This is a genomic window from Raineyella antarctica, assembly GCF_900092135.1.
GTDB classification, from domain to species: Bacteria; Actinomycetota; Actinomycetes; order Propionibacteriales; family Propionibacteriaceae; genus Raineyella; species Raineyella antarctica.
Genome location: NZ_FMYF01000007.1, coordinates 47,842 through 72,345, shown reverse-complemented (window position 1 = coordinate 72,345; position 24,504 = coordinate 47,842). Strand labels below are relative to the sequence as shown.

22 protein-coding genes are annotated in these 24,504 nt (G+C 70.9%); 12 read left to right on the top strand and 10 right to left on the bottom strand.

The window, feature by feature from the left end; genetic code table 11:
* Positions 1-57 precede the first annotated feature (57 nt).
* Genes GA0111570_RS11610 through GA0111570_RS11600 form a run of 3 tightly spaced genes read left to right on the top strand, consistent with a single transcriptional unit; the run spans position 58 to position 2,464 of the window.
* Positions 58-483, top strand: coding sequence for a MarR family winged helix-turn-helix transcriptional regulator (locus GA0111570_RS11610; RefSeq protein WP_092611175.1), 426 nt, complete (start codon positions 58-60; stop codon positions 481-483).
* Positions 480-1,880, top strand: a complete 1,401-nt coding sequence (locus tag GA0111570_RS11605; protein WP_092611174.1) for an MFS transporter — start codon at positions 480-482, stop codon at positions 1,878-1,880. Before GA0111570_RS11610 ends, GA0111570_RS11605 begins: the two co-directional genes overlap by 4 nt.
* Positions 1,877-2,464 carry an HhH-GPD-type base excision DNA repair protein gene (locus tag GA0111570_RS11600; RefSeq protein WP_092611172.1) on the top strand — a complete coding sequence of 196 codons (588 nt, stop codon included), beginning with the start codon at positions 1,877-1,879 and terminating at the stop codon, positions 2,462-2,464. The genes GA0111570_RS11605 and GA0111570_RS11600 overlap by 4 nt, the downstream gene beginning before the upstream one ends.
* 68 nt (positions 2,465-2,532) lie before the next feature.
* On the opposite strand, the gene GA0111570_RS11595 is transcribed toward GA0111570_RS11600, so the two are convergent.
* Positions 2,533-3,936: a TIGR01777 family oxidoreductase gene (locus GA0111570_RS11595; RefSeq protein WP_217634136.1), complete on the bottom strand. Its 1,404-nt coding sequence runs from the start codon at positions 3,934-3,936 to the stop codon at positions 2,533-2,535.
* 263 nt (positions 3,937-4,199) lie between these two features.
* Between GA0111570_RS11595 and GA0111570_RS11590 the strand changes: the two genes are divergently transcribed.
* Positions 4,200-5,096, top strand: coding sequence for a DUF6363 domain-containing protein (locus GA0111570_RS11590; protein ID WP_175557471.1), 897 nt, complete (start codon positions 4,200-4,202; stop codon positions 5,094-5,096).
* Between the two features lie 8 nt (positions 5,097-5,104).
* Here GA0111570_RS11590 and GA0111570_RS11585 read toward each other — a convergent pair whose 3' ends face one another.
* From GA0111570_RS11585 to GA0111570_RS18080, 3 genes are all read right to left on the bottom strand, one after another.
* Positions 5,105-5,506, bottom strand: a complete 402-nt coding sequence (locus tag GA0111570_RS11585) for a VOC family protein (RefSeq protein WP_092611163.1) — start codon at positions 5,504-5,506, stop codon at positions 5,105-5,107.
* A 95-nt stretch (positions 5,507-5,601) separates the two neighbouring features.
* Positions 5,602-6,294: an SDR family oxidoreductase gene (locus tag GA0111570_RS11580; RefSeq protein WP_092611160.1), complete on the bottom strand. Its 693-nt coding sequence runs from the start codon at positions 6,292-6,294 to the stop codon at positions 5,602-5,604.
* Positions 6,279-6,533 carry a pyrimidine dimer DNA glycosylase/endonuclease V gene (locus GA0111570_RS18080; protein ID WP_245703168.1) on the bottom strand — a complete coding sequence of 85 codons (255 nt, stop codon included), beginning with the start codon at positions 6,531-6,533 and terminating at the stop codon, positions 6,279-6,281. Before GA0111570_RS18080 ends, GA0111570_RS11580 begins: the two co-directional genes overlap by 16 nt.
* 152 nt (positions 6,534-6,685) lie before the next feature.
* Between GA0111570_RS18080 and GA0111570_RS11570 the strand changes: the two genes are divergently transcribed.
* Positions 6,686-7,483 (top strand): SDR family oxidoreductase, encoded by a 798-nt coding sequence (locus tag GA0111570_RS11570; protein ID WP_175557462.1) that lies wholly within the window; start codon positions 6,686-6,688, stop codon positions 7,481-7,483.
* A 36-nt stretch (positions 7,484-7,519) separates the two neighbouring features.
* Positions 7,520-8,557 carry an alpha/beta fold hydrolase gene (locus GA0111570_RS11565; protein WP_092611157.1) on the top strand — a complete coding sequence of 346 codons (1,038 nt, stop codon included), beginning with the start codon at positions 7,520-7,522 and terminating at the stop codon, positions 8,555-8,557.
* Between the two features lie 109 nt (positions 8,558-8,666).
* Here the strand turns inward: GA0111570_RS11565 and GA0111570_RS11560 are convergent, their stop codons facing one another.
* Positions 8,667-10,808, bottom strand: coding sequence for a glucose PTS transporter subunit IIA (locus GA0111570_RS11560; RefSeq protein ID WP_092611154.1), 2,142 nt, complete (start codon positions 10,806-10,808; stop codon positions 8,667-8,669).
* Positions 10,809-11,122: 314 nt separating this feature from the next.
* On the opposite strand from GA0111570_RS11560, the gene dnaK reads away from it, so the two are divergent.
* From dnaK to GA0111570_RS11540, 4 genes are all read left to right on the top strand, one after another.
* Positions 11,123-12,985, top strand: a complete 1,863-nt coding sequence (gene dnaK / locus GA0111570_RS11555) for a molecular chaperone DnaK (protein ID WP_092611151.1) — start codon at positions 11,123-11,125, stop codon at positions 12,983-12,985.
* Positions 12,982-13,683: a nucleotide exchange factor GrpE gene (locus GA0111570_RS11550; RefSeq protein ID WP_245703167.1), complete on the top strand. Its 702-nt coding sequence runs from the start codon at positions 12,982-12,984 to the stop codon at positions 13,681-13,683. The genes dnaK and GA0111570_RS11550 overlap by 4 nt, the downstream gene beginning before the upstream one ends.
* A 136-nt stretch (positions 13,684-13,819) precedes the next feature.
* The gene (gene dnaJ / locus GA0111570_RS11545; protein WP_092611148.1) at positions 13,820-14,974 is read left to right on the top strand and encodes a molecular chaperone DnaJ; all 1,155 of its coding nucleotides are present in this window, start codon (positions 13,820-13,822) and stop codon (positions 14,972-14,974) included.
* Complete coding sequence (locus GA0111570_RS11540; RefSeq protein WP_092611145.1) at positions 14,974-15,408, top strand: heat shock protein transcriptional repressor HspR; 435 nt, start codon at positions 14,974-14,976, stop codon at positions 15,406-15,408. The genes dnaJ and GA0111570_RS11540 overlap by 1 nt, the downstream gene beginning before the upstream one ends.
* On the opposite strand, the gene GA0111570_RS11535 is transcribed toward GA0111570_RS11540, so the two are convergent.
* The 4 genes from GA0111570_RS11535 to GA0111570_RS11520 form a co-directional block, all read right to left on the bottom strand.
* Positions 15,402-16,664, bottom strand: coding sequence for a flavin monoamine oxidase family protein (locus GA0111570_RS11535; protein WP_175557461.1), 1,263 nt, complete (start codon positions 16,662-16,664; stop codon positions 15,402-15,404). The genes GA0111570_RS11540 and GA0111570_RS11535 overlap by 7 nt on opposite strands.
* Positions 16,665-16,748: 84 nt before the next feature.
* Positions 16,749-17,177 carry a VOC family protein gene (locus GA0111570_RS11530; protein WP_092611139.1) on the bottom strand — a complete coding sequence of 143 codons (429 nt, stop codon included), beginning with the start codon at positions 17,175-17,177 and terminating at the stop codon, positions 16,749-16,751.
* 37 nt (positions 17,178-17,214) lie between these two features.
* The gene (locus tag GA0111570_RS11525; protein ID WP_139283227.1) at positions 17,215-19,080 is read right to left on the bottom strand and encodes a penicillin-binding transpeptidase domain-containing protein; all 1,866 of its coding nucleotides are present in this window, start codon (positions 19,078-19,080) and stop codon (positions 17,215-17,217) included.
* A 152-nt stretch (positions 19,081-19,232) separates the two neighbouring features.
* Positions 19,233-21,596, bottom strand: a complete 2,364-nt coding sequence (locus GA0111570_RS11520; RefSeq protein WP_092611133.1) for a glycoside hydrolase family 3 protein — start codon at positions 21,594-21,596, stop codon at positions 19,233-19,235.
* Between the two features lie 325 nt (positions 21,597-21,921).
* On the opposite strand from GA0111570_RS11520, the gene GA0111570_RS11515 reads away from it, so the two are divergent.
* Positions 21,922-22,398 (top strand): VOC family protein, encoded by a 477-nt coding sequence (locus GA0111570_RS11515; RefSeq protein WP_092611130.1) that lies wholly within the window; start codon positions 21,922-21,924, stop codon positions 22,396-22,398.
* A 46-nt stretch (positions 22,399-22,444) separates the two neighbouring features.
* Entirely contained in the window at positions 22,445-22,858 is a 414-nt protein-coding gene (locus GA0111570_RS11510) for a VOC family protein (protein WP_092611127.1), read from the top strand.
* Between the two features lie 36 nt (positions 22,859-22,894).
* Here the strand turns inward: GA0111570_RS11510 and GA0111570_RS11505 are convergent, their stop codons facing one another.
* Entirely contained in the window at positions 22,895-24,481 is a 1,587-nt protein-coding gene (locus GA0111570_RS11505) for a sensor histidine kinase (protein ID WP_217634135.1), read from the bottom strand.
* Between the last annotated feature and the right edge of the window lie 23 nt (positions 24,482-24,504).

The window sequence follows — 24,504 nt, the reverse complement described above, 5'->3', positions numbered from 1 at the left end:
GGACGATCCGCCTGACCGGACCGCACGCCGCTACCCGTGCACCCAGGAGGTGACCCGATGCCGGACACGGAACAACTCCTCGGCCTGGCCAACGACGTCCGCATGGTCTGCCAGCAGATCAGCCGGCGAGTGCGGTTCGAGAGCAGCACCGAGATCGCCCCGCACCAGTTCAGCGTCTTGGTGAAGCTGCGCCACCGCGCCTGGAACCCCGGCGAACTGGCCGAGCTGGAGCGGGTGAGCGCGCCGAGCATGACCCGTACGGTCAACTGCCTGGTGGACCTGGGGCTGGTCGAGAAGCTGGCCGACCCGGAGGACGGCCGGCAGAAGCTGGTGCGCCTGACCGCGGCCGGGACCGAAGTGGTGGAACGTACGGTCGCCGCGCGCGACACCTGGATGATGCAGCGGCTCTCCGAGCTCTCGTTGCAGGACCGCGAGAAGCTGGCGGAGGCCGTACGGGTGCTCCAGGGGGTACTGGCACGATGAGCCGCACCGACACCGAGCCGACGACCCCCGAGCCGACGACCCCCGAGCCGATCACCGCACCGACGCCACCCGAAGCCCCGACCGACAGGCTCCCAACAAGCACCGACCCGTTCCAGGACGTCCCGGTCCACGCCGGGCTGTTCGCCTCGTTGTGGCTGCGGAACTACCGGATCTACTTCTTCGGCGCACTGCTGTCCAATATCGGTTTGTGGATGTTCCGGGTGGCGCAGGACTGGCTGGTCCTCACCGTCCTGACCGACCACTCCTCGCTGGCACTGGGCACGATCACCGGTCTGCAGTTCCTGCCGATCCTGTTGCTGTCGGCCTACACCGGCGCCGTCGCGGACCGCTTCGACAAGCGCCGCCTGATGATGGTCACCCAGACCCTGCTCGGGGCCGTCGCCCTGGTCCAGGCCGTGCTGGTCGTCTCCGGCTCCGTCCAGCTGTGGCACGTGTACGTCCTGGCCACCCTGAGCGGCATCGCCACGGCCTTCGACAGCCCGGCCCGGCAGGCGTTCGTGTCCGAGATGGTGCCCGACAGCCACCTGGTCAACGCCGTCGGCCTGAACTCCACCAGCTTCAATGCCTCCCGGCTACTGGGCCCCGGCATCGCCGGCCTGACGATCGGCGCCTGGGGGGTCGGACCGGCGATCCTGTTCAACGCACTCAGCTACGCCGCCACCGTCATCGCGCTCGCCAGCATGGATCCGGCCCAACTACGGCAGGCGCCCCGCACCAGGGGCAGGGGATCGGTCCGCGCAGGCCTGGCGTACGTCGCGCGGCGTCCGGACATCCTGCTGGTGCTGTTCATGGTGTTCATGCTCGGGACGTTCGGGCTGAACTTCCAGGTCACCAACGCCCTGATGGCCACCCAGGTCTTCCACGTCGGACCGGAGGCGTTCGGGCTGATGGGCACCGTGATGGCCGTCGGCACCCTGACCGGGGCACTGGTCGCCGCGAACCGCAAGCGCCCCCGGATGCCGGTCCTCGTCCTCGCCCTGGCCGGCTTCGCCGTGGGCATGGTCGGGTTGGCCTTCGCCCCCTCGTACGTCGTCTACATCGTGCTGCTGGCCTTCGTCGGGGTGTGTGCCCTGACCATGATGACCAGCGCCAACGCAACCGTGCAGATCTCCACCGACCCGCAGATGCGGGGACGGGTGATGGCGCTCTACATGATGGTGTTCATGGGCGGCACGCCGATCGGGGCGCCCCTGATCGGCTGGGTCGGTGAGGTCTTCGGGCCCCGCGCGACGCTCCTGGTCGGCGCGATGGCCACCGGACTCGCGGTCCTGGCCGCCCTCGCCGTCCTGCTTCGGCTCCGCGGTCGGCGCGCCGCCGCTGGGGCGGGGGCGGACGACGTGCCCGACGACTCCCGGGATGCGACCATGGCCCCATGAGCCCCACCCTGCACCTGGTCGACGACGAGGCCGCCGACGCGCTGCTCTCGGAGAACCCCTTCGCGCTCCTCGCCGGCATGCTCCTGGACCAACAGGTGCCGATGGAGGTCGCCTTCGCAGGCACCGCCAAGCTGCGCGACCGGCTCGGGGACCTCGACCCGGGCCGGATCGCGGTGATGGACCCCGACGAGTTCCTGGCCGTCTTCGCCGAGAAGCCGGCGGTGCACCGCTTCCCGCGGTCGATGGCGGGCCGGGTCCAGGCGCTGGCGGCTGTCGTCGCCGAGACGTACGGCGGGGACGCGTCCCGGATCTGGACCGATGGTGACCCGACCGGGGCCGAGGTCCTGAAGCGCCTCAAGGCACTGCCCGGGTTCGGCGAGCAGAAGGCCAGGATCTTCCTCGCCCTGCTCGGCAAGCAGTGCGGTCTCACCGCCCCGGGCTGGCGGGAGGCCGCCGGGGACTACGGCGCCGAGGGCAGCCGCCGCTCGATCGCCGACGTCGTGGACGTGCCGACCCGCCTCGAGGTCCGCGCAGTCAAGAAGGAACTGAAGGCCCGGGCCAAGTCGGCGGGTACGGCCGGCTGAGCCGGACCCGGCCCGGAAACGGCCCGGTCCGGCCTGACCAGGCCCGGCCGACCGCCCCTACCTCCGCCTCAACGCGCCAAGGCGTGCCGCAGCGCCGGCTCCAGTTCCGGATGGGAGAACCGGAAGCCCAGCGACTCCAGCCGGGCCGAGGACACCCGTTGGTCGGTACGGACCAGGACGTCGGCGCCCTCGCGTCCCAGCACCAGCTTCGGGCCGAACGCGGGCGTGGGCACGAGCGAGGGCCGGTGCATCACCCTGCCGAGCCGGGTCGCGAATGCGCCGGCCGAGACAGGATGCGGCGCGACCGCGTTCACCGCGCCGGTCCACTCCGGGTCCAGGACGGCCGAGGCGTAGACCCGCACCATGTCGTCCAGGCCGATCCAGCTCATCATCGACTGCGGGTCGGTGAGGCGGCCGCCGACACCGACCATGAACAGCGGCAGCTGCAGGGCCAGCGCGCCCGATGCCGCACCGAGCACGATGCCGGTCCGCAGCTTCACCAGCCGTACACCTTGGTCCTGCACCGGGTCGGCGGCGGCCTCCCACTGGCGTACGACGTCGGCCAGGAAGTCGACCCCGGGCCGTGACTCCTCGTCCAGCAGTTCGCCCGGCCGGCGGGCGCCGTACAGGCCGATCCCGCTGGCCTGGACCAGGGTCCCCGGGCCGTTGCCGGCGGCCCGGGCCGCCGCGATCGCCCGGACCAGGGTGGTGGTGGAGTCGACCCGCGAGCTGAGGATCTCCCGCTTGGCCGACTCGGTGAAGCGGCCGCCGATGCTGCGGCCGGACAGGTTCACCACGGTGTCGACGCCGGCCAGTGCCGCCGGGTCCAATTCGCCGCGGGCAGGGTCCCAGCGGATCTCGTCGTCGCTGGTGGCCGCGCGGCGGACGAGCCGGCGTACGGTGTGCCCGCCGGTGGTCAGCAGCGCGCAGAGCTGGTCGCCGATCATGCCGGACGCGCCCGAGACCGCCACCACCTGCGGGGTGCCCGACAGCCGGGCGTGCAGGTCGAGGTCGGCGCGCAGCTGCTCCTCGCGGAACCGGAACAGGCCCTTCAGGTAGCGCCGCACCTGTCCGTCGGCCACCCCGCGCAGGGGGCGCGGCAGCTCGTACGTCAGCCGGTCGGTGATCGTCGTGCCGTTGCCGGGTGCGTCGGCGAACTCGTGCTCGTGCCGCCAGTCCTCCATCGGCCCCCGGACCTGCTCGTCGACGAACCGTACGCCCGGCTCGTACGCCGTGTGCTCGACCATCCAGGACGGGCCCGGGGCGGTGTCGCCCGGCCAGAGGGCGGAGAGGAAGGGTAGGGAGACCCGGATCTCCATCCGCGAGCCGGCCCGGATGCCGTCGGTCGGCCCGTGCAGCGGGATCGCGGACCCGGGCGGGGTGAGGCGGACGAAGGCGCCCGGACGCTCGTGCCAGGCGAAGACCTCGTGGCGGGGGTGCGGATAGGTGGCGCTGTGCTCGAATACCGGCACGTCGAACCTTTCTCTGGGATCGGGCCGCCCGGATCTGGCGGACGGGATCTGGCGGACGTGATCTGGCGGACCGGACCTGGTCGTGGTACTCCGGCCGTCTGGTTCGATCATGCTGCACCGGGCGGGGCGACACCAGCTCCAGGGGCGTCGCGCCTCGACCGGTCGTTGCGTGGCGCGGACTAGTCTGACGGTGTCGAACTCCTGGCGCCCGCTGCCGGGCCTGTCCGCGGAAAGGAAGTGCCATGACAGCGCAACCGTCCGACCTGACCAACAATGTCACCGACACGGCCCTGATCTTCGAGGGCGGCGGGATGCGCGCCAGCTACACCTCCGCGGTCGTCGTGACACTGCTCCGGGCCGGGCTGCACTTCGGCTGGGTAGGCGGGATCTCGGCCGGCGCGTCCAACCTTGCCAACTACCTGGTCCGCGACGAGGAGCGGGCCCGGATCTCCTTCGTCGACTTCGCCTCGGACCCGCAGATGGGTGACTTCCGGACCTGGCTGCGGGGCAAGGGCTGGTTCAACGCCGAGTACATCTACGAACAGGCAGGCTTCCCCGACCAGGCCCTGCCGTACGACTTCGAGACCTTCCGGTCGAACCCCGCGGGCATCGCGATCGGGGCCTTCCGGATGAGCGACGGAGAGATGGTCTACTGGGGCAAGGACGACACCCCGGACCTGCCCTCGCTGATGCGCCGGGTGCGGGCCAGTTCGACCATGCCGGTGCTGATGCCGGCGGTCGGGATCGACGGGGAGGACTACATCGACGGGGCGCTCGGGCCGACCGGCGGCTTCGCGATCGATGCGGCCAGGGCGGCCGGGTACGAGAAGTTCCTCGTCGTGCTGACCCAGCCCCGGGACTACGTGAAGCCGGCGATGAAGAACGAGCGCGTGATGGGCCGATGGTTCCGGCGCACGCCCGCGGTGGTGGACGCCCTCGTCCGGCGGCCGGCCAACTACAACCGGACCCGCGAGGAACTGTTCGACCTCGAGCGCGACGGGAAGGCGATGCTCTTCGTGCCCGAGACCATGCCGGTCACCAACAGCGAGCGCAACGTCGCCCGGCTGCGGGCCGCCCACGAGCTCGGACTGGCCCAGGCCGGCCGCGAGCTGCCGCGGTGGCGCGAGTTCCTCGGCGTGGACGGAACCGATCGCGGCTGACCGGGCCCTCAGGCGGCGTTCGGGTCGGGCTGGTGCAGGCCGAAGACGTTGCCCTCGGTGTCCTTGAAGTAGCCCTGCCAGGCCATCCCCATGATCGCGGCCTTGGGCGACACACCCTCGCCGCCGTGGGCGTAGATCCGCTCGGCGACGGCGTCGTAGTCGTCGCAGGCGATGGTCACCACGTACGCGTTGACCGGCTGGTCGATGGCCGGGGAACCACCGGTACGCGGCAGCAGGCCGCCGTTGATGCCGGGCTCGCCCTCCTCGCCGGTGACGACCCCGAAGTACGGGGAGCCGACCGCGTCGCCGTAGTCGTCGAAGCGCCAGCCGAAGACCTCGGTGTAGAACGTCTTGGCGCGCTCGATGTCGTCGGCCTGGATCTCGAAATGGACCGGTCGCGGATTGGCCATGGTGGCTCCTCTGCTGGGTGGCGCCCCTTCCATGGGGCGCCCACCAGCCTGCCGCAGATCGTGGCCGGCCACCAGAGCTTCGGGAGCCCCGGTCCTCAGCCCTTGGGGACCCGCGGGATCGGGCGCACCATGATCTCCTCGACCATTCCCTCCGGCGACGCGTCGACGGCCGTCCGTACGACCCGGGCGACCGACTCGGGGCGCAGGTGCTCTTCGGGGTTGTAGCCGCGTCCCGCGGCCGCCTGCAGGTGGCGCTGCATGTCGGTGTCGACCCGTCCCGGGTAGATCGTGGTGACCCGGATCCGGCCCCGCTCGTCCTCGCGCAGCCCGTCGGCCAGCGCCCGCAGCGCGTACTTGGAGGCCGAGTAGGCCGGCGACCCGACGACCCGGAGGCCGGCGCCGGAGTTGATCATCACGACCAGGCCGTTCGCGGCCCGCAGCGCCGGCAGCAGCAGCCGGGTGAGGTCGGCGACGGCGATCACGTTGGCCTCCATCAGGTCACGCCAGTCGGCGCGCGTCATGTCCTCGATGTGCCGGGGGGCGTCCCGGCCGGCCGAGTGGACCAGGACGTCCAGCCGGTCGATCCCACGGACGGCGGCCTCGGTGGCGGCCTCGTCGGTGAGGTCGGCCACGAAGGGTTCGGCGGAGGGCAGCTGCGAGACCACGGCGGTGACTGCCGCGGCGTCGCGGCCGCCGATCAGCAGGTGGTGGGTGTCGGCGAGGGCATCGGCGATGGCGCGGCCGATGCCGCGGCTGCCGCCGGTGATGAGGGCTACTGGTCGGTCCATGGGCCGCACGCTAGGGCGCGGCGAGGTACGCGGGCAAGCCCGGGGAGGATCACCGCGGGGACGCCGGCCGTTCCCACGGTTCGACGGGGCCGGGAACGGCCACGAAGAGGGGATGGGGGATGGTTCCGGTAGCCGCGGGTCCGGCCGGCGAGCACGGCCTGGGCGAGCAGTCCCTCGCGCCAGGAGGCGCCGAGGCCGGCGCGGTCCAGCAGCGAGGGGTGCAGGGACCACAGCCGCACGACCAACTCCCCCCGATGCGGTGATGTAGCGGCCCACCCTAGGGCGGGCTGAGGGTCTCCGGCAAGCGCAGGTCCGCAGCGGACCGCGGGGAACCCTGACGCCCCGCGGTTACGGTGCCTATCGTGGGAGCAACCGCAAAACAGGAGGAGCCATGGTGACGCGTTCCACCACCGTGCTGGTCGTCGGGGCGACCGGCAGTATCGGGAGTCTCGTCGTGGCGGAGGCGCTGCGGCAGGGCTACCTGACCCGCGCCCTGGCCCGCAACCACGCCCGCGCCGCCCACATCGCCCCCGGGGCCGAGGTCGTCGTCGGCGACCTGACCAAGGTCGACAACCTGACGGCCGCCGTCGAGGGGGTGGACGCCGTGATCTTCGCGCACGGCGCCAACGGCGGCAAGGAACAGTCCGAGGCCGTCGACTACGGTGCGGTCCGCAACGTCCTGGCGGCCCTGGACAGGTACCCGGCCCGGATTGTGCTGATGACCACGCTGGGCCTCACGGCGCGCGACAGCGAGTACAACCGTGCCACCGCGGCCTTCGACTGGAAGCGCCGCGCCGAGCGGCTGGTCCGGGCCAGCGGCCGTCCCTACACGATCGTGCGCCCCGGCTGGTTCGACTACCACGCCGAGGACCAGCACAAGCTGGTGATGCTGCAGGGCGACACCCGTCGTACGGGTGGGCCCGCGGACGGCACAGTCTCGCGCCAGCAGGTCGCCCAGGTGCTGGTGCACTGCATCAGGTCCGCGGCGGCCGACCGCAAGACGTTCGAGCTGGTCGCCGAGTCCGGGCCCGCCCAGAAGGACCTCGACCCGCTGTTCGCCGGGCTGCGGGCCGACGAGCCGGGCTCGCTCGACGGGGTGCTGGACGAGCCCAACATGCCGCTGGAGGACGAACCGGCCCGCGTCCGGGTCGACCTTCGGCTGGCCGCGGAGGCGCTCAGGCGGATCTGAGCCGGGTCACTTGTCGGCACGTGACAGCATGGAGACGTGAGAGCGAACCACGGGCCGCTGCCGGAGTCGCTCACGGCTTCGTCCGTCCGCCGAAGGAGCTCGTGGTGGCGACGTGCGGCACGCTTCACCGGCCGTTCGGTGGTGGCGGTACTGGCCCTCGTGACCGTCACGTCCTTGGTGTTCAATGCCGTGACCACTCCACCTCCTACGCTGCCCGCCCCCTCCGGTGCCGACCTGGTCGTCGGGGGGACCCGAGTGCACTACCAACGGTGGGGCACCCATGGCCCGCCGCTCGTCCTGGTGCACGGCTTCGCCGAGTCGTCGGTGGCGTGGGGACCGGCCGCCGAACTGCTCGCCCGTGACCACGTCGTGTACGCGGTCGACCTCGCCGGCTACGGCTACACGGACTTCACAGGGCGCTACGCGCTCGGTGACCAGGTCGATCTCGTCGACGCGTTCGTTCGGAGGCTCGGCCTCGACCACCCGGTGCTCATCGGTCACTCGATGGGCGCTGCCGTCGTGGGCGGCGTCGCCCTGGCGCACCCCTCCGACATCGGCGGAATCGTGTTCGTCGACGGGGACGGCCTTCCCTTCGCGAACGGGAGCACGGGCAGCGGGAGCGCCGGTGGCGGATCAGGACCTGCCCGGTGGATCCTGCGCTCGCCGTACGGGATCTCGGCCTACCGGCTGCTGACCAGGTCCGCCCGGCTGGACGATCGCCTGATCCGGAGCAACTGCGGCGCGACCTGCCTGGGGCTGACACCCGAGCTGGTCGAGGCGTGGATGCGTCCGATGCGCCAGGGGGCGGCTGAGGCTGCCCTTCCGGCCATGGCTGCGAACGGGGTCCTGTCCCTGTCCCCGGACCAGCTCCGTGCCATCCGTGTGCCCCGGGCCATCATCTGGGGTGAGCTGGACCTGCGCTCCGGTGGTTCGTTGGACGACGCTCGGCACGACCTGGGCGAGCCGCCGACGATGGTCATTCCGGGGGCCGGACACCTGGCGATGCTCGGCGACCCGGTCACCTTCGCGGCGGACGTCGAACAGGTCACGGCGGGCATGTCTGCGGCGCACTGACCGACCCGATGGAGCCATGGGGGCTGGGCCCGGGAGTACGGCCCTGAAGCAGAGCCCCGCCCGTGCGACGTGCACGGGCGGGGCTCCTTCGTTGCGTACGGATCCCGGGTCAGACGGTGCCCGCCGGCTTGGCCACCACGATCAGGATCGGGGTGGCCACGTCGACCTCGCCCGATGCTGCCTGGTGCACCGAGTCGAACTTCTTGACGTTGGTGACCAGGACCGGGGTGACGGTCGAGTAGCCCGCCGCCTCGATCGCCTTCCGGTCGAACACGACGAGCGGATCGCCGGCCTCGACCCGGTCACCGGTGTGCACCTTGACGTCGAAGCCGCGCCCGCCCATGTTGACGGTGTCGATGCCCACGTGGATGAGCAGTTCGATACCACTGTCGAGCCGGAGGCCGAAGGCGTGACCGGTCTCCTGGGCCACCAGGATCTTGCCCGGGGCGGGGGCGTAGACGGTGTCACCGGAGGGCACGATTCCAACGCCCGCTCCCACGGTGCCACGGGCGAAGACCGGATCCGGGACCTCTGCCAGCGGCAGCAGGCTGCCGGCCAGGGGAGCGTGGATCTGGGTCACGGTGCCGGGCTCCATGGCCGGCTTGAGCCGGCGTCGCTCGCCGGGTTCGCCGGTGCCGGGCGCGGAGATGGTGGAGGCCGAGACGTCGCCCCGGACCGCGGCCGCGGTGGCACTACCCGCGCCGACCCCGACCGCTCCGGCACCGACGTAGGCCGGGACGAGCTCGGCTTCGGTCAGCTGGTCACCGGGGACGTGGGCCAGGGCGGCGGCCTCCTCGGACAGGCGCTCCAGCTCCTTCTGCTCGGCCGTCTTGTAGCCCGACAGGAGTACCAGGACCATCGAGGTGAGGAACGAGGCCCCGACCGCAAGGCTGTACCAGCCGATCTTGTCGAAGGCGGGGATGGTCAGCAGCGAGGTGAAGACGAAGGCCTTGGTGTGGATGCCGCCGGCGAAGCCGGTGATGATGCCGCCGACCAGGCAGCCGACCAGCATCCGCGGGTAGATCCGCTTGTAGCGCAGGTGGATGCCGTAGAGGGAGGGTTCGGAGATACCACCCAGCAGACCCGCCGCGAGCGCACCCGTGGCAGTCTGGCGCATCGCCTTCTCCTTGTTGCGGATGGCGAGGATCAGTACGGCGGCGGTCGCACCGAAGGCGGCGAAGTTCCACGAACCCATCGGGCCCTGGATGTAGTCGTAGCCCAGGTTCTGGATGTTGAGCAGCATGATGGCGTTGATCGGCCAGTGCAGGCCCAGCGGAACCATGAACGGATACAACAGCGGGACCAGGATCGCGAAGATGAACGGCGAGAAGTTGTTGACCTGTCCCAGGATGTGGGCCAGGCCGGCGCCGGCGTACACGCCGATGGGGCCGATCAGGAAGGCGGTCAGCGGGATCATGATCAGCATCGAGAGGAACGGCACGAAGATCAGTTGCACGTTGTCGGGGATCACCCGCCGCAGCAGCCTGTCCAGCGCGCCGAGGACGCCGGCCATCAGCAGCGGCGGGAACACCTGCGAGCTGTAGTTGAAGATCGTCAGCGGGAACCCGAAGATCTGCACCACGTCGATCGCGCTGCCGGCGAACTTCATCTGGGTGGACGCGTCCTTGAGGGCCGCGAAGCCCGGCAGCATGACCACGGCCATGATGGCGAAGCCGACCCAGGGGTCGGCGCCGAGCTTCTTGCTCGCGTTGTAGGCGACCATCAGCGGCAGGAAGACGAACACCGACTGCCAGCACAGGTTCACGAACTGCCACGACGGCGGCAGGGTCGTACGCGGGTCGGCCCAGTTGCCGATGACGTGCAGGGTGCTCATCAGCGACATGAAGGTGATGAACAGCGAGGCACCCAGCAGGGCGCCGATGATCGGGCGGAAGGAGTCGGACAGGAACTCGAAGAACGAGTCCAGCCAGGCGAACTTGCCGCGCGGGCCGCCGGCCCGGGCCGCGGCCTTGATGTCGTCCGGGGAGGGGGCTCCCACGTTCTTCATCTCGGGGAGGTTGTGGATGTCCTCGTAGACCGACGTGACGGCGCCGCCGATGACGACCTGGTAGCGGTTGCCCGCCTGGGGCACCGCGCCCATGACGCCGGGGATCGCCTCGACGGTGGCGGTGTCGACCTTGGTTCCGTCCCGCAGCTGGAACCGGAGGCGGGTTGCGCAGTGGGTGAAGCTCTCGATGTTCTCGGGGCCTCCGACACCGGAGACGATGTCGGAGGCCGGTGATGTGGCCATCGTGGCCTACTTTCTGTCGGTTCCTCTTCCTATTCGGCACCTCCAGTGCACGCCATTGGTCAGACCTTGGCAAGGGGTTCCCTTACGAAGGCAGGAGACTTCTTTCAGGGTCATCCCCCATGGCGGGAATAGACGACAGGGGTTCATAGTTGAGTGGATGTGACTCAAGGGCAACCTTGAGCCAGCTAGACTCAGGTAAACCCAGTTCCCTGGTCCGTGTGGACCGGCGAACCCCCTGGTACCGGCCCCTGCCGGGACCGCCGGGGGTCGTCGGACGCCGGCACCATACGGACAACACCACGGAGGTACATCACATGGCTCGTGCAGTAGGTATCGACCTCGGCACCACCAACTCTGTCGTCGCCGTCCTCGAGGGCGGCGAGCCGACGGTCATCCCGAACGCCGAGGGTGCTCGTACGACCCCGTCGGTCGTCGCGTTCTCGAAGGGCGGCGAGGTCCTCGTCGGCGAGGTCGCCAAGCGCCAGGCCGTCACCAACGTCGACCGTACGATCCGCTCCGTCAAGCGCCACATGGGCACCGACTGGAGCGTCGACATCGACGACAAGAAGTACAAGCCCCAGCAGATCTCGGCCTTCGTGCTGCAGAAGCTGAAGAGGGACGCCGAGGCCTACCTCGGTGAGACCGTCACCAACGCGGTGATCACCGTCCCCGCGTACTTCTCGGACGCCGAGCGCCAGGCCACCAAGGAGGCCGGTGAGATCGCCGGCCTGAGCGTCGACCGGATCATCAACGAGCCCACCGCCGCCGCCCTGGCGTACGGCCTGGACAAGGCCGACCAGGAACAGACCGTCCTGGTCTTCGACCTCGGTGGTGGCACGTTCGACGTGTCGCTGCTGGACATCTCCGACGGCGTCTTCGAGGTGAAGGCCACCAAGGGTGACAACCGCCTCGGAGGCGACGACTGGGACAACCGGGTCGTCGAGTGGATGGTCAAGCAGTTCAAGAACAAGCACGGTGTCGACCTCGGTGCCGACAAGATCGCCCGCCAGCGCCTCCAGGAGGCCGCCGAGAAGGCGAAGATCGAGCTGTCCTCGGCCTCCGAGACCTCGATCAACCTGCCGTACATCACGCTGGGCGAGTCCGGTCCGCTGCACCTCGAGGAGAAGCTGAGCCGTTCCGAGTTCCAGCGTTTGACCCAGGATCTGCTGGACCGCTGCCGCGCGCCGTTCAACTCGGTGCTGTCGGACGCCTCCATCCCGGTCGCCAAGATCGACCAGGTGATCCTGGTCGGTGGTTCGACCCGGATGCCCGCCGTCGTCGACCTGGTCAAGGAGATGACCGGCGGCAAGGAGCCGAACAAGTCGGTCAACCCCGACGAGGTCGTGGCCCTGGGCGCCTCCCTGCAGGCCGGCGTGCTGAAGGGTGAGGTCAAGGACGTCCTGCTGCTCGACGTGACCCCGCTGTCGCTGGGCATCGAGACCAAGGGTGGCGTGATGACCAAGATCATCGAGCGCAACACCACGATCCCGACCAAGCGGTCCGAGGTGTTCACCACGGCCGAGGACAACCAGCCCTCGGTGATGATCCAGGTCTACCAGGGCGAGCGCGAGTTCGCCCGGGACAACAAGTCGCTCGGCAACTTCGAGCTGACTGGCCTGATGCCCGCCCCGCGCGGCGTCCCGCAGATCGAGGTCACCTTCGACATCGACGCCAACGGCATCGTGCACGTCGCCGCCAAGGACATGGCGACCAGCAAGGAGCAGTCGATGACCGTCACCGGCGGTTCGGCGCTGGGCAAGGACGAGATCAACAACATGGTCAAGGAGGCCGAGGCGCACGCCGAGGAGGACCGCAAGCGTCGCGAGGCCGTCGACACCAAGAACGAGGCCGAGGCCCTGGTCTTCCGCACCGAGAAGCTGCTGAAGGACAACGCCGACAAGATCGGCGAGGACACCAAGGGCCCGGTCGAGGAGTCGCTGAAGGAGCTGAAGACCGCTCTGGAGGGTGACGACATCGACGCCATCAAGGCCGGCATGGAGAAGCTCAACACCACCTCCGCGGCGATGGGCCAGGCGATGTACGCCGCCGCCCAGGCCCACGCGGCCCAGGAGCACAGCGAGGGCGCCGAGGGCCAGGCCTCCGGTGCGGGCAGCGATGACGACGTCGTCGATGCCGAGATCGTGGACGACGAGAACGACAAGGGCGGCAACAAGTGACCTCTCCCGAGAACGAGAACGGCACCCCGGAGGAGCAGGAGGCCGAGGGCCTGCACATCTCCGACAAGCGTCGTTTCGATCCCGAGACGTACGCGCGTCGGCAGGCTCCTGAGCCCACCGAGGCAGCATCGGAGCCGGCCGGGGCGACCCCCCAGGCCGGCCCCGGGCCGGAGCCCGAGTCCGAGGCCGACGAGGAGGGTGACGGCGAGATTCCCGGTGACTTCGTCGTCCCCGACGACATCAGTGGCCTGGAGTCGGACACCCGGGTGGCGGAGCTGGAGAACCAGGTGCGCGAGCGCACCCAGGACCTGCAGCGCCTCCAGGCGGAGTACGTCAACTACAAGCGCCGCGTCGACCGCGACCGTGACCTCGCCCGCCAGGGTGGGATCGAGACGGTGATGACCGACATCCTCGCGGTGCTGGACGACCTGCAGGCCGCCCGGGCCCACGAGGACCTGAGCGGGGGCTTCAAGGCCGTCGCCGAGGAGATCGAGAAGGTCGCCGCCAAGCATGGTCTCTCCGCGTACGGCACGGAGGGCGAACCGTTCGACCCGCAGGTCCACGAGGCCCTGATGCACCAGCCGGCCCCCGAGGGGACCGAGCTGGAGGGGCCGGTCGTCGCCGCCGTGCTGCAGCCCGGCTACCGGCTCGGCGAGCGCATCCTGCGCCCCGCCCGGGTCGCCGTCACCGGGGCCTGAGCACCACCTGCACCATCGGTGGTCCGGGCCGTCACACGACGGCCCGGACCGCCGCACGACCCACGTTGTGTAGCGCCGAGTGGCGGACCACCCTTGAGGGGGACACAGCGACCACCACGTACGGAAGGGGGCGCCGATGAGCACCAAGGACTGGCTTGAGAAGGACTACTACAAGGTCTTGGGCGTCCCCAAGGACGCGGACCAGGACACCATCAAGAAGGCCTTCCGCAAGCTCGCGCGCGAGAACCACCCGGACGCCAACCCCGGCAACACGGACAAGGCGGAGAAGTTCAAGGAGATCTCCGAGGCGAACGACGTCCTGTCCGACCCGAAGAAGCGCAAGGAGTACGACCAGCAGCGCAGCCTCTTCGGCGGCAACGCGTTCCGCTTCAACCGGGGGCAGGGCCAGGCCACCCCGGACGTGGACGACCTGTTCCGCAACGCCACCACGGGTGACTTCTCCGACGTCTTCGGCAACCTCTTCGGCGGCGCCACGGGCTTCAACCGGCGCACCGCCACCACCCGCAGCCCCCGTCGCGGCGCCGACGTCGAGGGCGAGGTGACGATCGACTTCGACCAGGCCGTCGAGGGCACCACGGTGACCCTGCAGATGGTCTCCGACGCCGCCTGCGCGGCCTGCTCGGGCACCGGCGCGCGGGCCGGGACCACCCCCAAGATCTGCCCCACCTGCCAGGGCTCGGGCATGCGCCCGGCCACCTCGGGCGGGGTCTTCCAGACCACCGAGCCGTGCCCGGACTGCCGCGGTCGCGGCATGATCGTCGAGGACCCGTGCCCGGTCTGTGACGGCTCGGGACGGGCCAAGTCCACCCGCAGCATGCAGGTCCGCATCCCCGCCGGCGTCGAGGACGGGCAGCGGATCCGGCTGAAGGGCAAGGGCGCGCAGGGCGAGCACGGCGGCTCCCCGGGCGACCTCTACGTGGACGTGCACGTCACCCCGCACAAGCTCTTCGGGCGCAGCGGCACCAACCTGACCATCACCGTGCCGGTGACCTTCGCCGAGGCCGCCCTCGGCGCCGAGATCGAGGTGCCGACCCTGCATGGCACGTCGGTCCGGCTGCGGCTGCCCGCTGGCACCCCCAACGGGCGGACGTTCCGGGTCCGTGGCAAGGGTGTCTCCCGCAAGGACGGCACCCAGGGTGACCTGCTGGTCACCGTCGAGGTGACCGTCCCCTCGCAGCTGTCCGACCAGGCCCGCAACGCGCTGCTGATCTACGCCAACGAGGCGGGGGAGACCGATCCCCGCGCCGCGTTGTTCTCCGGACGGTCCTGATGTCCGCCGAGTCGAGCCGACTGCCGGAGGAGATCGACCGCGACGCGCCGATCTTCGCCATCTCGGTCGCGGCCCGGCTCGCCGGCATGCACCCGCAGACGCTGCGGACGTACGACCGGATGGGACTGGTGTCGCCACGGCGTACGTCCGGTCGCGGCCGGCGCTACTCGCCTCGTGACGTGGCCCGGCTGCGGCTGGTCCAACACCTCAGCCAGGTCGAGGGCATCAACCTGGAGGGCATCCGGCGGATCCTGCAGATGCAGGACTCCATCGATGAGCTGCAGCAGCACGTCACCGAACTGGAGGAGCGCCTCCGGGATGCCCTCGTGGCACCGGCCGGGGCGCGGTTCTTCACCGCGGATCCGGTCGGCGGTGTCCGCCTCGGGTCCTACCCCGCGCACAACCGCCTGCCGCGGGCACTTACCCGCTACTGAGCCTTCCGCAGCGGGATCCGGCCCAGGTCCGCCATCACGGCCTCGGCGGCCCGCTGGCCCGACACCATCGCCCCGTGGATCGACCCGGTCTTGCGGTGGTCGCCGGCGACGTAGACCCGGTTGCCCAGCCGCACCTGCTGGCGGTCCGCCAGCGGCGGTCGGTGGGTCGGGATCGCGTTCGGCAGCTCGTAGTGGGCCACCACCTCCCAGTGCTCGGTCGGCACGCCGTAGATCGCGGACAGGTGCCGCTTCACCGCGCTCGCCCGGGACCTCCCGTCCCGCCGGTCGAGCAGGGTCTTCGCGCCGACCAGGTGCGCCTGCGCCGGAGCGTACGAGGGGGCGAAGCTGGCCACGTCCACCGCCGTGCGCACCGGACCGATCCCGCCGCGCCCGTCGAGGGCGAACGCCGGCAGCGCAGACGGTCCCTCCGGCGCACTGAACCACCAGGTCGTCACCCCCTGCATCCGGGGCCGCGGGAGCGCGACGAGCTGGTCGACGGCCTCCGGGCTCACCGCCACCACGGCAGCCATCGCGCTCAGCGTCCCACCCCAGGTGCGCACCTCCACACAGCTGCCGGCCTCCACCACCGAGTCGACGTGGACCTCCAGCCGTACGGGGGATCGCAGGTCGGCGGCCAATTGTTCCGGGAGTGCCTGCATGCCGGCGGCCGGCACCCCGGGCGTCCCGTTCAGGAGGGCGTGCAGCACCCACTTGGCGTACGTGGCCGAGGTCAGTCCGCTGCTGTCGGCGAGCATGCTGTGGAGCAGAGGCAGCAACAGCTCCTCGCGCAGCGCGCCGCGGACGCGGTACTCGTCCAGGGAAGCCATGAGCGTGGTGTCGTTGTCCGCGTCGAGCACCCGGCCGCCGACCATGCCACTGCCGGCCCAGCGGGCCAGCGAGGCCAGGTCCGAGGGCGAGATCATCCGGCTGCGGACCAGGGTGGGCAGCACCCGGGGGACCCGGCGCGGGTCACCGACCAGCAGCAGCCCGTCGGTTCGCCGCACCAGCAGGGCCGGCATCGGGTACTTCATGTCGAGCGCGGGCAGGTCCACCCAGTGGCGGATCGCCGGGAACTGCGGGTTGATCGTCTGCAGGCCCCAGTCGCAGGTGTAGCCGTCGATGACCGAGGTACGGATGCGCCCTCCGACGGTGCTCCCGGCATCGATGGTGAGCACATGCAGGCCTGCGTCCTCGAGCGCCCGGGCACAGCGCAGTCCCGCTACACCGGCCCCGATCACGATCACGTCTGCGTCCACGGTCTCCACCCTTCGTGGCCCGCTCCCGATACTGCTGCCAGATCCTGTTGTCTGTGTCTATTCCACCACGCCCAAGGGGTGTGCTCAGGCCTCTTGGGTGGATCCGGCCGTGGGACGCTCGGCGGGGAACTGTGTCGCCGTGCACAGCTCCCACAGGTGGGCGTCGGGGTCCGCGACGACGGCGGCGTGTCCGCCCCAGGGCCGGCTGGACGGCTGGCGTACGCCGACCCCGCCGGCTCCGATCCAGCCCTCGTACGCGGCGTCGACGGCCTCCTCGGAATCGAACAGGCAGGTGAGGTGGAAGCCGCGGAAACCGGCGCCCTGCGGTGCCACACCGAACTCGTCGGCCAGCACGTCCCAGGGCCGCAGCACCAGCAGCATGCCCTCCGACTCGAAGGCCACGGTGGCCTTGTCCTCGAAGCGGCGGGAGAAGCCGACGGCAGCGTAGAAGTTGCGTGAACGCTCGACGTCCTGCACACCGAGAGTCACCGAGGACAGGCGCTGGATCGTCATGGCTCCAGCTTAGGGGACCCCGGGTACAGGTCCCTCCTCAGCCGAGGTAGGCCCGGACGAGGGGGCCGGCAGCGGACGATCCCGACGCGCCGTCGGCCACGAACGCGGCCACCGCCACCCCGTCCCGGTAGCCGATCATCCAGGCGTGCGTACGTGGGGGCGTCTGGGTGCCGTACTCGGCGGTACCGGTCTTCGCCCCGGTCAGCACACCCTTCAATGAGCTCGCCGAGCCCTGCTGCACGGTGGCCTGCATCACCGACTGCAGGGCGGCGGCCTCCTGCGCCGTCAGCGGGGCGGCGTCCGGGGTGGGGCGGTGGCGTTCCAGCAGGTAGGGCACGGTCGTACGGCCAGCGGCCACCGACGCGGCCACCCCGGCCATCGACAGGGGGGAGGCCTCCACCAGCCCCTGCCCGATCATCGCCTCGGCCGCACCGACCGGGTTCGCCGGCGGCGGCACCGAGCCGTAGAAGGCGGGGAAGCCGGCGTCGTGGTCCCGGCCCAGTCCGAGGCTCCCGGCCGCCTCGGTGAGCTGCTCGGGCGTGATCCGTTCCCGCTCGGAGACCAGGGCGGTGTTGCAGGACAGCGCCACCGCCGACCGCAGGGTGGTGCGCCCCAGTCCGCTGCTGGGGAAGTCGGAGTAGTTGGTGAAGGTCCGCCCGTCGACGGTCTCGGTGGGGGAGCAGGCCACCTCCGACTCCGGGGTCAGCCCCGAGCGCAGCAGCGCGAGCGTGGTGGCGACCTTGAACGTCGAGCCCGGAGGGAAGCGCCCGGAGGTGGCGGTCGGCCGCGCCCCGTCGGCCGGGGAGGTGGCAGCGGCCAGCACGGCACCGGTAGCGGTGTCGAGGGCGACCAGGGCCGCCGATCCGGACACCCCCGCCAGCACCTGCTCGGCCCGGGTCTGGGCCGCCTCGTCGAGCGTGGTCTCGAGGGCGACCCCGGGGGTCGGGGTGGCGTTGAACACCGCCGGGGGGTTACTGACCGTGCCGGCCGGGGCGTCGCGCGGGACGACGACGACCCGGTCGCCGGGGACTCCGCGCAACTGGGCGTCATAGCGTTCCTGCAGGCCGCCGAGCCCGACCAGGTCGCCCTCCGCGACGGCGCCGCCGGAGGCCCGGGCCCGGGCGGCGTCGGCCGGGCCCACGGTGCCGAGCAGGCCCTGGGCGAACGTCGGGGTCGGGCCCAGCTGGCGCTGGCCCTCGATGATCCGGGCGCCCGGGGTGTCCAGGAACGCGGGGGCCACCTGGGTGCGCTCGGCCCGGACGGTGAGGGCCTCCACGTACGCGATCGGCCCGGCGGCGCGGACCCGTTGCCGGTACCGTGCCTCGTCGATGCCCAGGGCGCGCGCGATCCGCCCGGCCGAGTCGTCGACCTGCGTGGCCGGGATCGTGGACTTGTCCAGGCCGAGGGTGAAGGTGTCGCGGGCCCGTACGATCGGCGTCCCGCCCTTGCCGAGGATCTGCCCGCGCTCGGCCGGCGTACGCCGATGCACCAGGCGTGTGGTCGCGCTGAGCGAGGGGTGGACCAGGGTGGGGGACCAGTCGACGGCCCAGCCCTGCTGCCCGCGGGAGAAGCCCGCCGTGGTGTCGTAGCGCCACGGTCCGGCCGGGAAGGTCCACTCGAACGTGAGCGGCACGGTGGCGTGCTGCCCGTCGATCGCGACAGCGCCGGTGCTGACCTGGGGGCGGATGCCGTCCATCCCGGAGGTGATGGCGCGCAGGTCGGCGGTGGCATCGAACCCGTCGGTCACCCGAACGGCGCCGAGGTCGCCGGACTCCAGGCCGGTCTCCAGGGCGCCGACCAGGGCGCGCAACCGGGAGGTGGCCAGGGCAGAGCAGGCGGTCGTCGTGGACAGCAGGGCCAGGGTGAGGGCGGTGGCGAGCAGGCTCCGGACGCGAGGGGTCACCCCCGCAGTCTTCGCCACGCCGAGGTCATGGTCAACGCCAGGCACGGCAGCGAGCCCCCACCGCTGGGTGGGGGCTCGCCGTGGTCCAGCACTCGTCGTGCTCCAGGGCTCATCGGTCCGGGGTCCGTGGTCTCTCCCACGGACCGGGACCACTACTTGTAGGTGAGTCCGAAGCCGTACGGGAACAGCGCCCCGTCCTTGGTGTCGTCATAGCCTGGAACATCGCTCTGCTGCTCGAGGATCGCCTCCTTGGTGCCGGCCAGTGCGTACGGCATCCGGCCCTGGGGAGCGAAGTCGCCGGACACGACGTCCATCAGCGCGGAGGTGCTGGTGCCGAAGTTGGCCAGGATGGCGCCGGCGTCACGCAGGCCGCTCTCCTCGTCCAGCACGAAGGGCTGGCGGAAGTAGATGTCGAGGATGGTGTTCTGGGCACCGACCTCGGACATCACCTGCTGGATGTCCGCCAGGGAGGGGGTGACCTCCCAGGACTTGGACGTCGACATCCCGGTGAAGTCGAGGATGCTCGACTCCCACGGCAGCGACCCGCCGAAGCGCAGGCCGTCGTCGGTGCAGGTGGTGGCACCGTACGCGTTGCAGGCGTCGGCGGCACCGTACGGGCTCTTGCCGTCCAGGCCCTTGGCGCCGTCCCAGACGATCGGGCTGATGTGGTTCGGGTTCAGTCCGGTGGCCGGGTCGTTGCTCTTGTACGCGCCGGTGTTGATGTTCTTGCCCGTCATCGAGACCAGGGCGACGTCGGCGTCGGCGGCGCTCGGACGCTTGCCGTCGACCTTCGCGTTGCCGTCGATGACCGAGTAGCCGGCGGCCTTGACAGCGGCGGCGTCCACGTTGCCGAGCACGTAGACCGTCTTGCCCTTGGCCAGCGGCAGCACCCCGGTGCCGCCGGTCTCCTTGTTCTGCAGCAGCACGGTGGACTTGCGCTGCAGGTCGAGGGCGACGGCACGGTTCGCGTCGTTGCCGATGGTCGCGGTGGCGACGGCCGGGTCGACGTACGGGTCCTCGAACAGGCCCATCTCGAACATCGGGGTGAGCAGGCGGTGCGCGGCCAGGTCGACCCGGTCTGTCGTGACCAGGCCGTCGTCGACCAGGTCGATGATCGTCTGGACGTCGTGGAAGCCCGAGAGGGTGTCGGTGCCGCTGTTGATCGCCGCGGCGACCCGCTCCGGCACGCTCTTCTTCTCCAGGCCCCAGGCCCGGTCGGTGATGATGCCGGTGTCGGAGTTCACGTACCCCTTGAAGCCCATCCTGTCGCGCAGCAGGCCGTTGACGATCTGGTCGGAGAACGCCATGCCGACCTCGTCGTACGTCGTGCCGTCGTAGGTCAGGTCCATCGGCACGCCGTAGTACGGCATGATCGCCGAGACGCCGGCGTCGATGGCGGCCTCGAACGGCTTGAGGTGGTAGCCGAAGTTGTCACCCGGGTACACCTGGGTCTTGCCGAACGAGTAGTGCGGGTCCAGGCCCAGCTGCTGCGGACCGCCGCCGGGGAAGTGCTTCATGGTCAGCGCGACCGAGGAGTCGGGGCTCAGTGAGTTCCCGTCCGCGTCGACCGGTCCCTGCAGGGACTCGACCAGTTGACCCATGATGTTGGCGCCCAGGTCGGCGTTCTCGGTGAAGGTCTCGTGGTTGCGGTACCAGCGCGGCTCGGTGGACAGGTCGGCCATGTAGCCGTACATACCGCGCAGGCCGATCGAGGCCCACTCGTCGCCCATCACGGTGGCGAAGTCGTCGACCACGGACATGTCGCCGTCGGTCGCCCGGCCGGTCTTCACGGCCTGCTCGCCGAGGGCCGCCGCAGCGATGCCGGCCTCCTTCGGGAACGCGGAGAAGGCTCCGGCGGCCTCGTTGATGCCGGCCCGCGCCTGCGGGTCGATGTGGTTGCGCGCGTTGGACTTGTAGAGCACCGGGATACCCAGGCGGGTGGCCTCGGACTTCTCCTGCACCCGGTTCATGAACGTCGCGGCGTCGGCCGGGGTCAGGGACGTGGTGGCGGAGAAGCCGGTGCCCGGCTTGCCGCACTCCGGCTTGTCGGTGACCACGTTGCGGAAGATCAGCCGGTGCATGTTCTGGTTCTTGAGGTAGTCCTCGCCGGTGGCGGAGATGCTCGCCCGGTCACCGTTGATGCACTCGGCGTTCAGGGTGTCGATGAGCATGAGGCCGGCCTTCTCCTCGAGCGTCATCTGCTTGACGAGGTCGGCGACCCGCTGGTCGGTCGTCTTGCGCCAGTCCTCGTACGTATCGATCTTGCCGTTCGCGTTCAGGTCCTTGAACTGGCGGCCGCCCTTCGCGGTCAGGATCTGCTTGGAACGAGCCTCAAGGGTGGGCGAGTCCCAGGCCACGCCTCCGGCCTGGGAGTGCGCCGGCGGCTTGGCATTGTCGTTCGGCGCTCGGCCGGGCGGCGCGGCGAAGGCGCCGGCGCCCATCGTGAGGGCGAGCGGCAGGGCGACCGCTGCGGCCGCCAGGCCTCGTCTGCGTAGCTTGCGTGGAGAGTTGCTCATCAACCGGATCCCCTTCGACACGGTCTGGAGGGCATCGCCGCCACGCGCTGCTGCGCGTGGTCGCAACGTCCTGACTCTTCCGGCGCCGACGGCACCGGTCCCGGAGAGGTCCCCGGGCGCCGCCAGCCTTCCCAAGAGCCAGCTGAGAGTCCGAGGGGTTGCATGAAGTTGTCTCGGGTCTGGTACCGGGCCCCTCCCCGCCGGTCGGCCCGCGTCGACCAGATCGCCCGAACCGTTCCGCTGCCCCTCGCGGGCGGGCAGGATGGGCGTACGAGGGTGACCCGGCTCACGTCCGACGCCCCGAACTACCGCGGAGGAGACCGTAATGGTGACGATTTCGAACTGCCTGTGGTTCGACGGGAACGCGCAGGAGGCGGTCGAGTTCTGGACCTCACTGGTCGAGGGCTCGGCGATCGGAGACGTGTCGTACTACCCCGAGGGCGCGCAGCTACCGGAGGGGACCGTGCTGATGATGACGTTCACCCTGGCAGGGGAGCACTTCAGTGCCCTGAACGGCGGGCCCCAGTACCGGTTCTCGCCGGCGCACTCGATCCAGCTGAACGCCCCCGACCAGGCCGCTGCCGACCGCTACTGGGACGCCCTCACCGCCGAGGGCGGCGAGGAGGGGCAGTGCGGGTGGTGCACCGACCGCTTCGGGATGTCGTGGCAGGTCATCCCGGCCGGCCTCGGGGAGCTGTTGGGCGATCCGGACCCGGTCCGGGCGGCGCGGGCGAACGAGGCCCTGATGGTGATGAAGCGGATCGACATCGAGGCGCTGCGCCGGGCGGCCGACGGGGAGTGAGGGAAGGGCGGTGGCGGAGCCGCCGTCGGGAGGGCAGTATTTCCCCATGATCACGGCGATGCACCTGCTCATCCACTCCGACGACGCGGCCGCCACCCGGGCTTTCCTGCGCGACGTCATGCTGCTCGAGGCGGTCTCCCCCGAGTCCCCCGACGACGGTTCGTCCTCCGCCGATGACTGGCTGATCTTCGCCGGCGGGCCGTGCGAGGTCGCCGTGCACCCCACCGGGACCGACGGCGAGGCCGGGACCGCGGCCGGGCCGCGGCACAGCATCTCGCTGATGTGTGACGACCTGGCCGAGACCATGGGAGAGCTGGCCGGGCGCGGGGCCGTCTTCGCCGGCGAGCCGGAGGACCGCGGCTGGGGGATCGCCGTCGCGCTGCTCGTGCCCGGAGCACAGGACATCCTGCTGTACGAGCCCCGCCACGCCACCGCGTACGCCCGCGGCCTGCAGCGCTGAACCCCGCAGCCGGGCGGCGCCGCTTGCGCGAGCAGCTCAGCGCCGGTTGGCCCCCTGCGCCGCGGGCAGCCGTACGGTGAAGACGGTCCGTCCGGGGCGTGACTGGCAACTGACCGTGCCGCCATGGGCCTGGACGACTGCCTGGACGATCGCCAGGCCCAGGCCGGTGCTGCCCTCCTTCGCCGTACGCGAGCTGTCCGCCCGCGCGAAGCGGTCGAACAGGTGCGGCAGGAACTCCGGGGCGATGCCCGGACCGTTGTCGGCGACGACGGCCTCGACCCAGCCGTCGGCCGAGCGCCGGACGGTGGTGCTGACCCGGGTACCGGCGGGGGTGTGCTTGCGGGCATTGGACAGCAGGTTGGCGAACACCTGGGCGAGCTGGCGGCCGTCCCCGCGGACCGTCATCGGCTCCTCGGGCACGTGGCAGGTGAACGTGTGGTCCGGTCCGGCGGCGCTGGCGTCCATCACCGCCTCGACGGCGAGTTCGCTGAGGTCCAGGTTGCTGAACGTCGGGGTGCGGCCCTCGTCGAGCCGGGCCAGCATCAGCAGGTCCTCGACCAGCCCCGTCATCCGGTCGGCCTGGGACTCCACCCGGCCCAGGGACGTACGACCCTCGGGGCTGAGGTCCTCGGTCAGCCGGATCATCGAGGTGTAGCCGCGGACCGCCGCCAGCGGCGTACGCAACTCGTGCGAGGCGTCCGCGACGAAGGTCCGCAGCTGTCCCTCGGAGCGGGCCCGCGCGGAGAGGGCGTCGTCGACGTTGTCGATCATCAGGTTGAGGGCGTGCCCGACGTTGCCGACCTCCGTGCCGGGCCGGGCCAGGTCCGCGGGGACCCGCTGGCCGGCCAGGTCCACCGCCCCCGAGCCCAGCGGCAGGGCCGCGACGTCGGTGGCGGCCTGGGAGATCCGCTCCAGCGGGCGCAGCGAACGGCGGACAGCGATCGTGGCGATCGAGCCGGCGACCACCAGCGCGCCCAGGCCGCCCAGCAGCTCGGTCAGGGCGAGCGCGGCGACCGGACCCTCCACCGAGGTGGTCGGCAGTCCTGCGACGAGGACGTAGGCATGGCCGTTCTGCTCGGGCACCGGGACCGGCAGCACCCGGTACTCACCGATCGACAGGTGCACGGTCCGCGGTGTCGACACGAGACCGCTCGAGGTCGGGTGCTCGGCGTACGACCGGGGCGGGGTCAGCAACCCGGCATCGGCGAGGGCCTGCACGTCCCCGCTGGTCAGGGCGCTGGCGGCACCGTCGGAGCTTCGGTAGAAGCCGACGGCGGTGCCTGCGGTCACGTCCGCGACCAGGGTGATCGCCCGGGCCGGCTGCCCGGGGGCGTCGATCGGGTTGCGACCGGCGTCGAACTCGTCGTGGTCGCTCGGGCGGGTGTACGTCAGGGCGCGCATGGCCGCCTGCTGGACCTCGGAGTCGAGGCGCTGTGACAGGTTGTTGCGCATCACCACCACTGTCGTGGCACCGAACAGCAGCAGCGCCGCCGCCAGGATCGCCACGATCACGCCGACCAGCTTGGTGGTCAGCGAGACGCGGTGGGGGTGGCGCAGCATCCGCACGACCCTCGCCAGCAGCCGGCGCAGCGCGGCCGTCCCGGACACCGCGGTCCCGGACACCGCTGGCCCGGATGCCTCTCGCC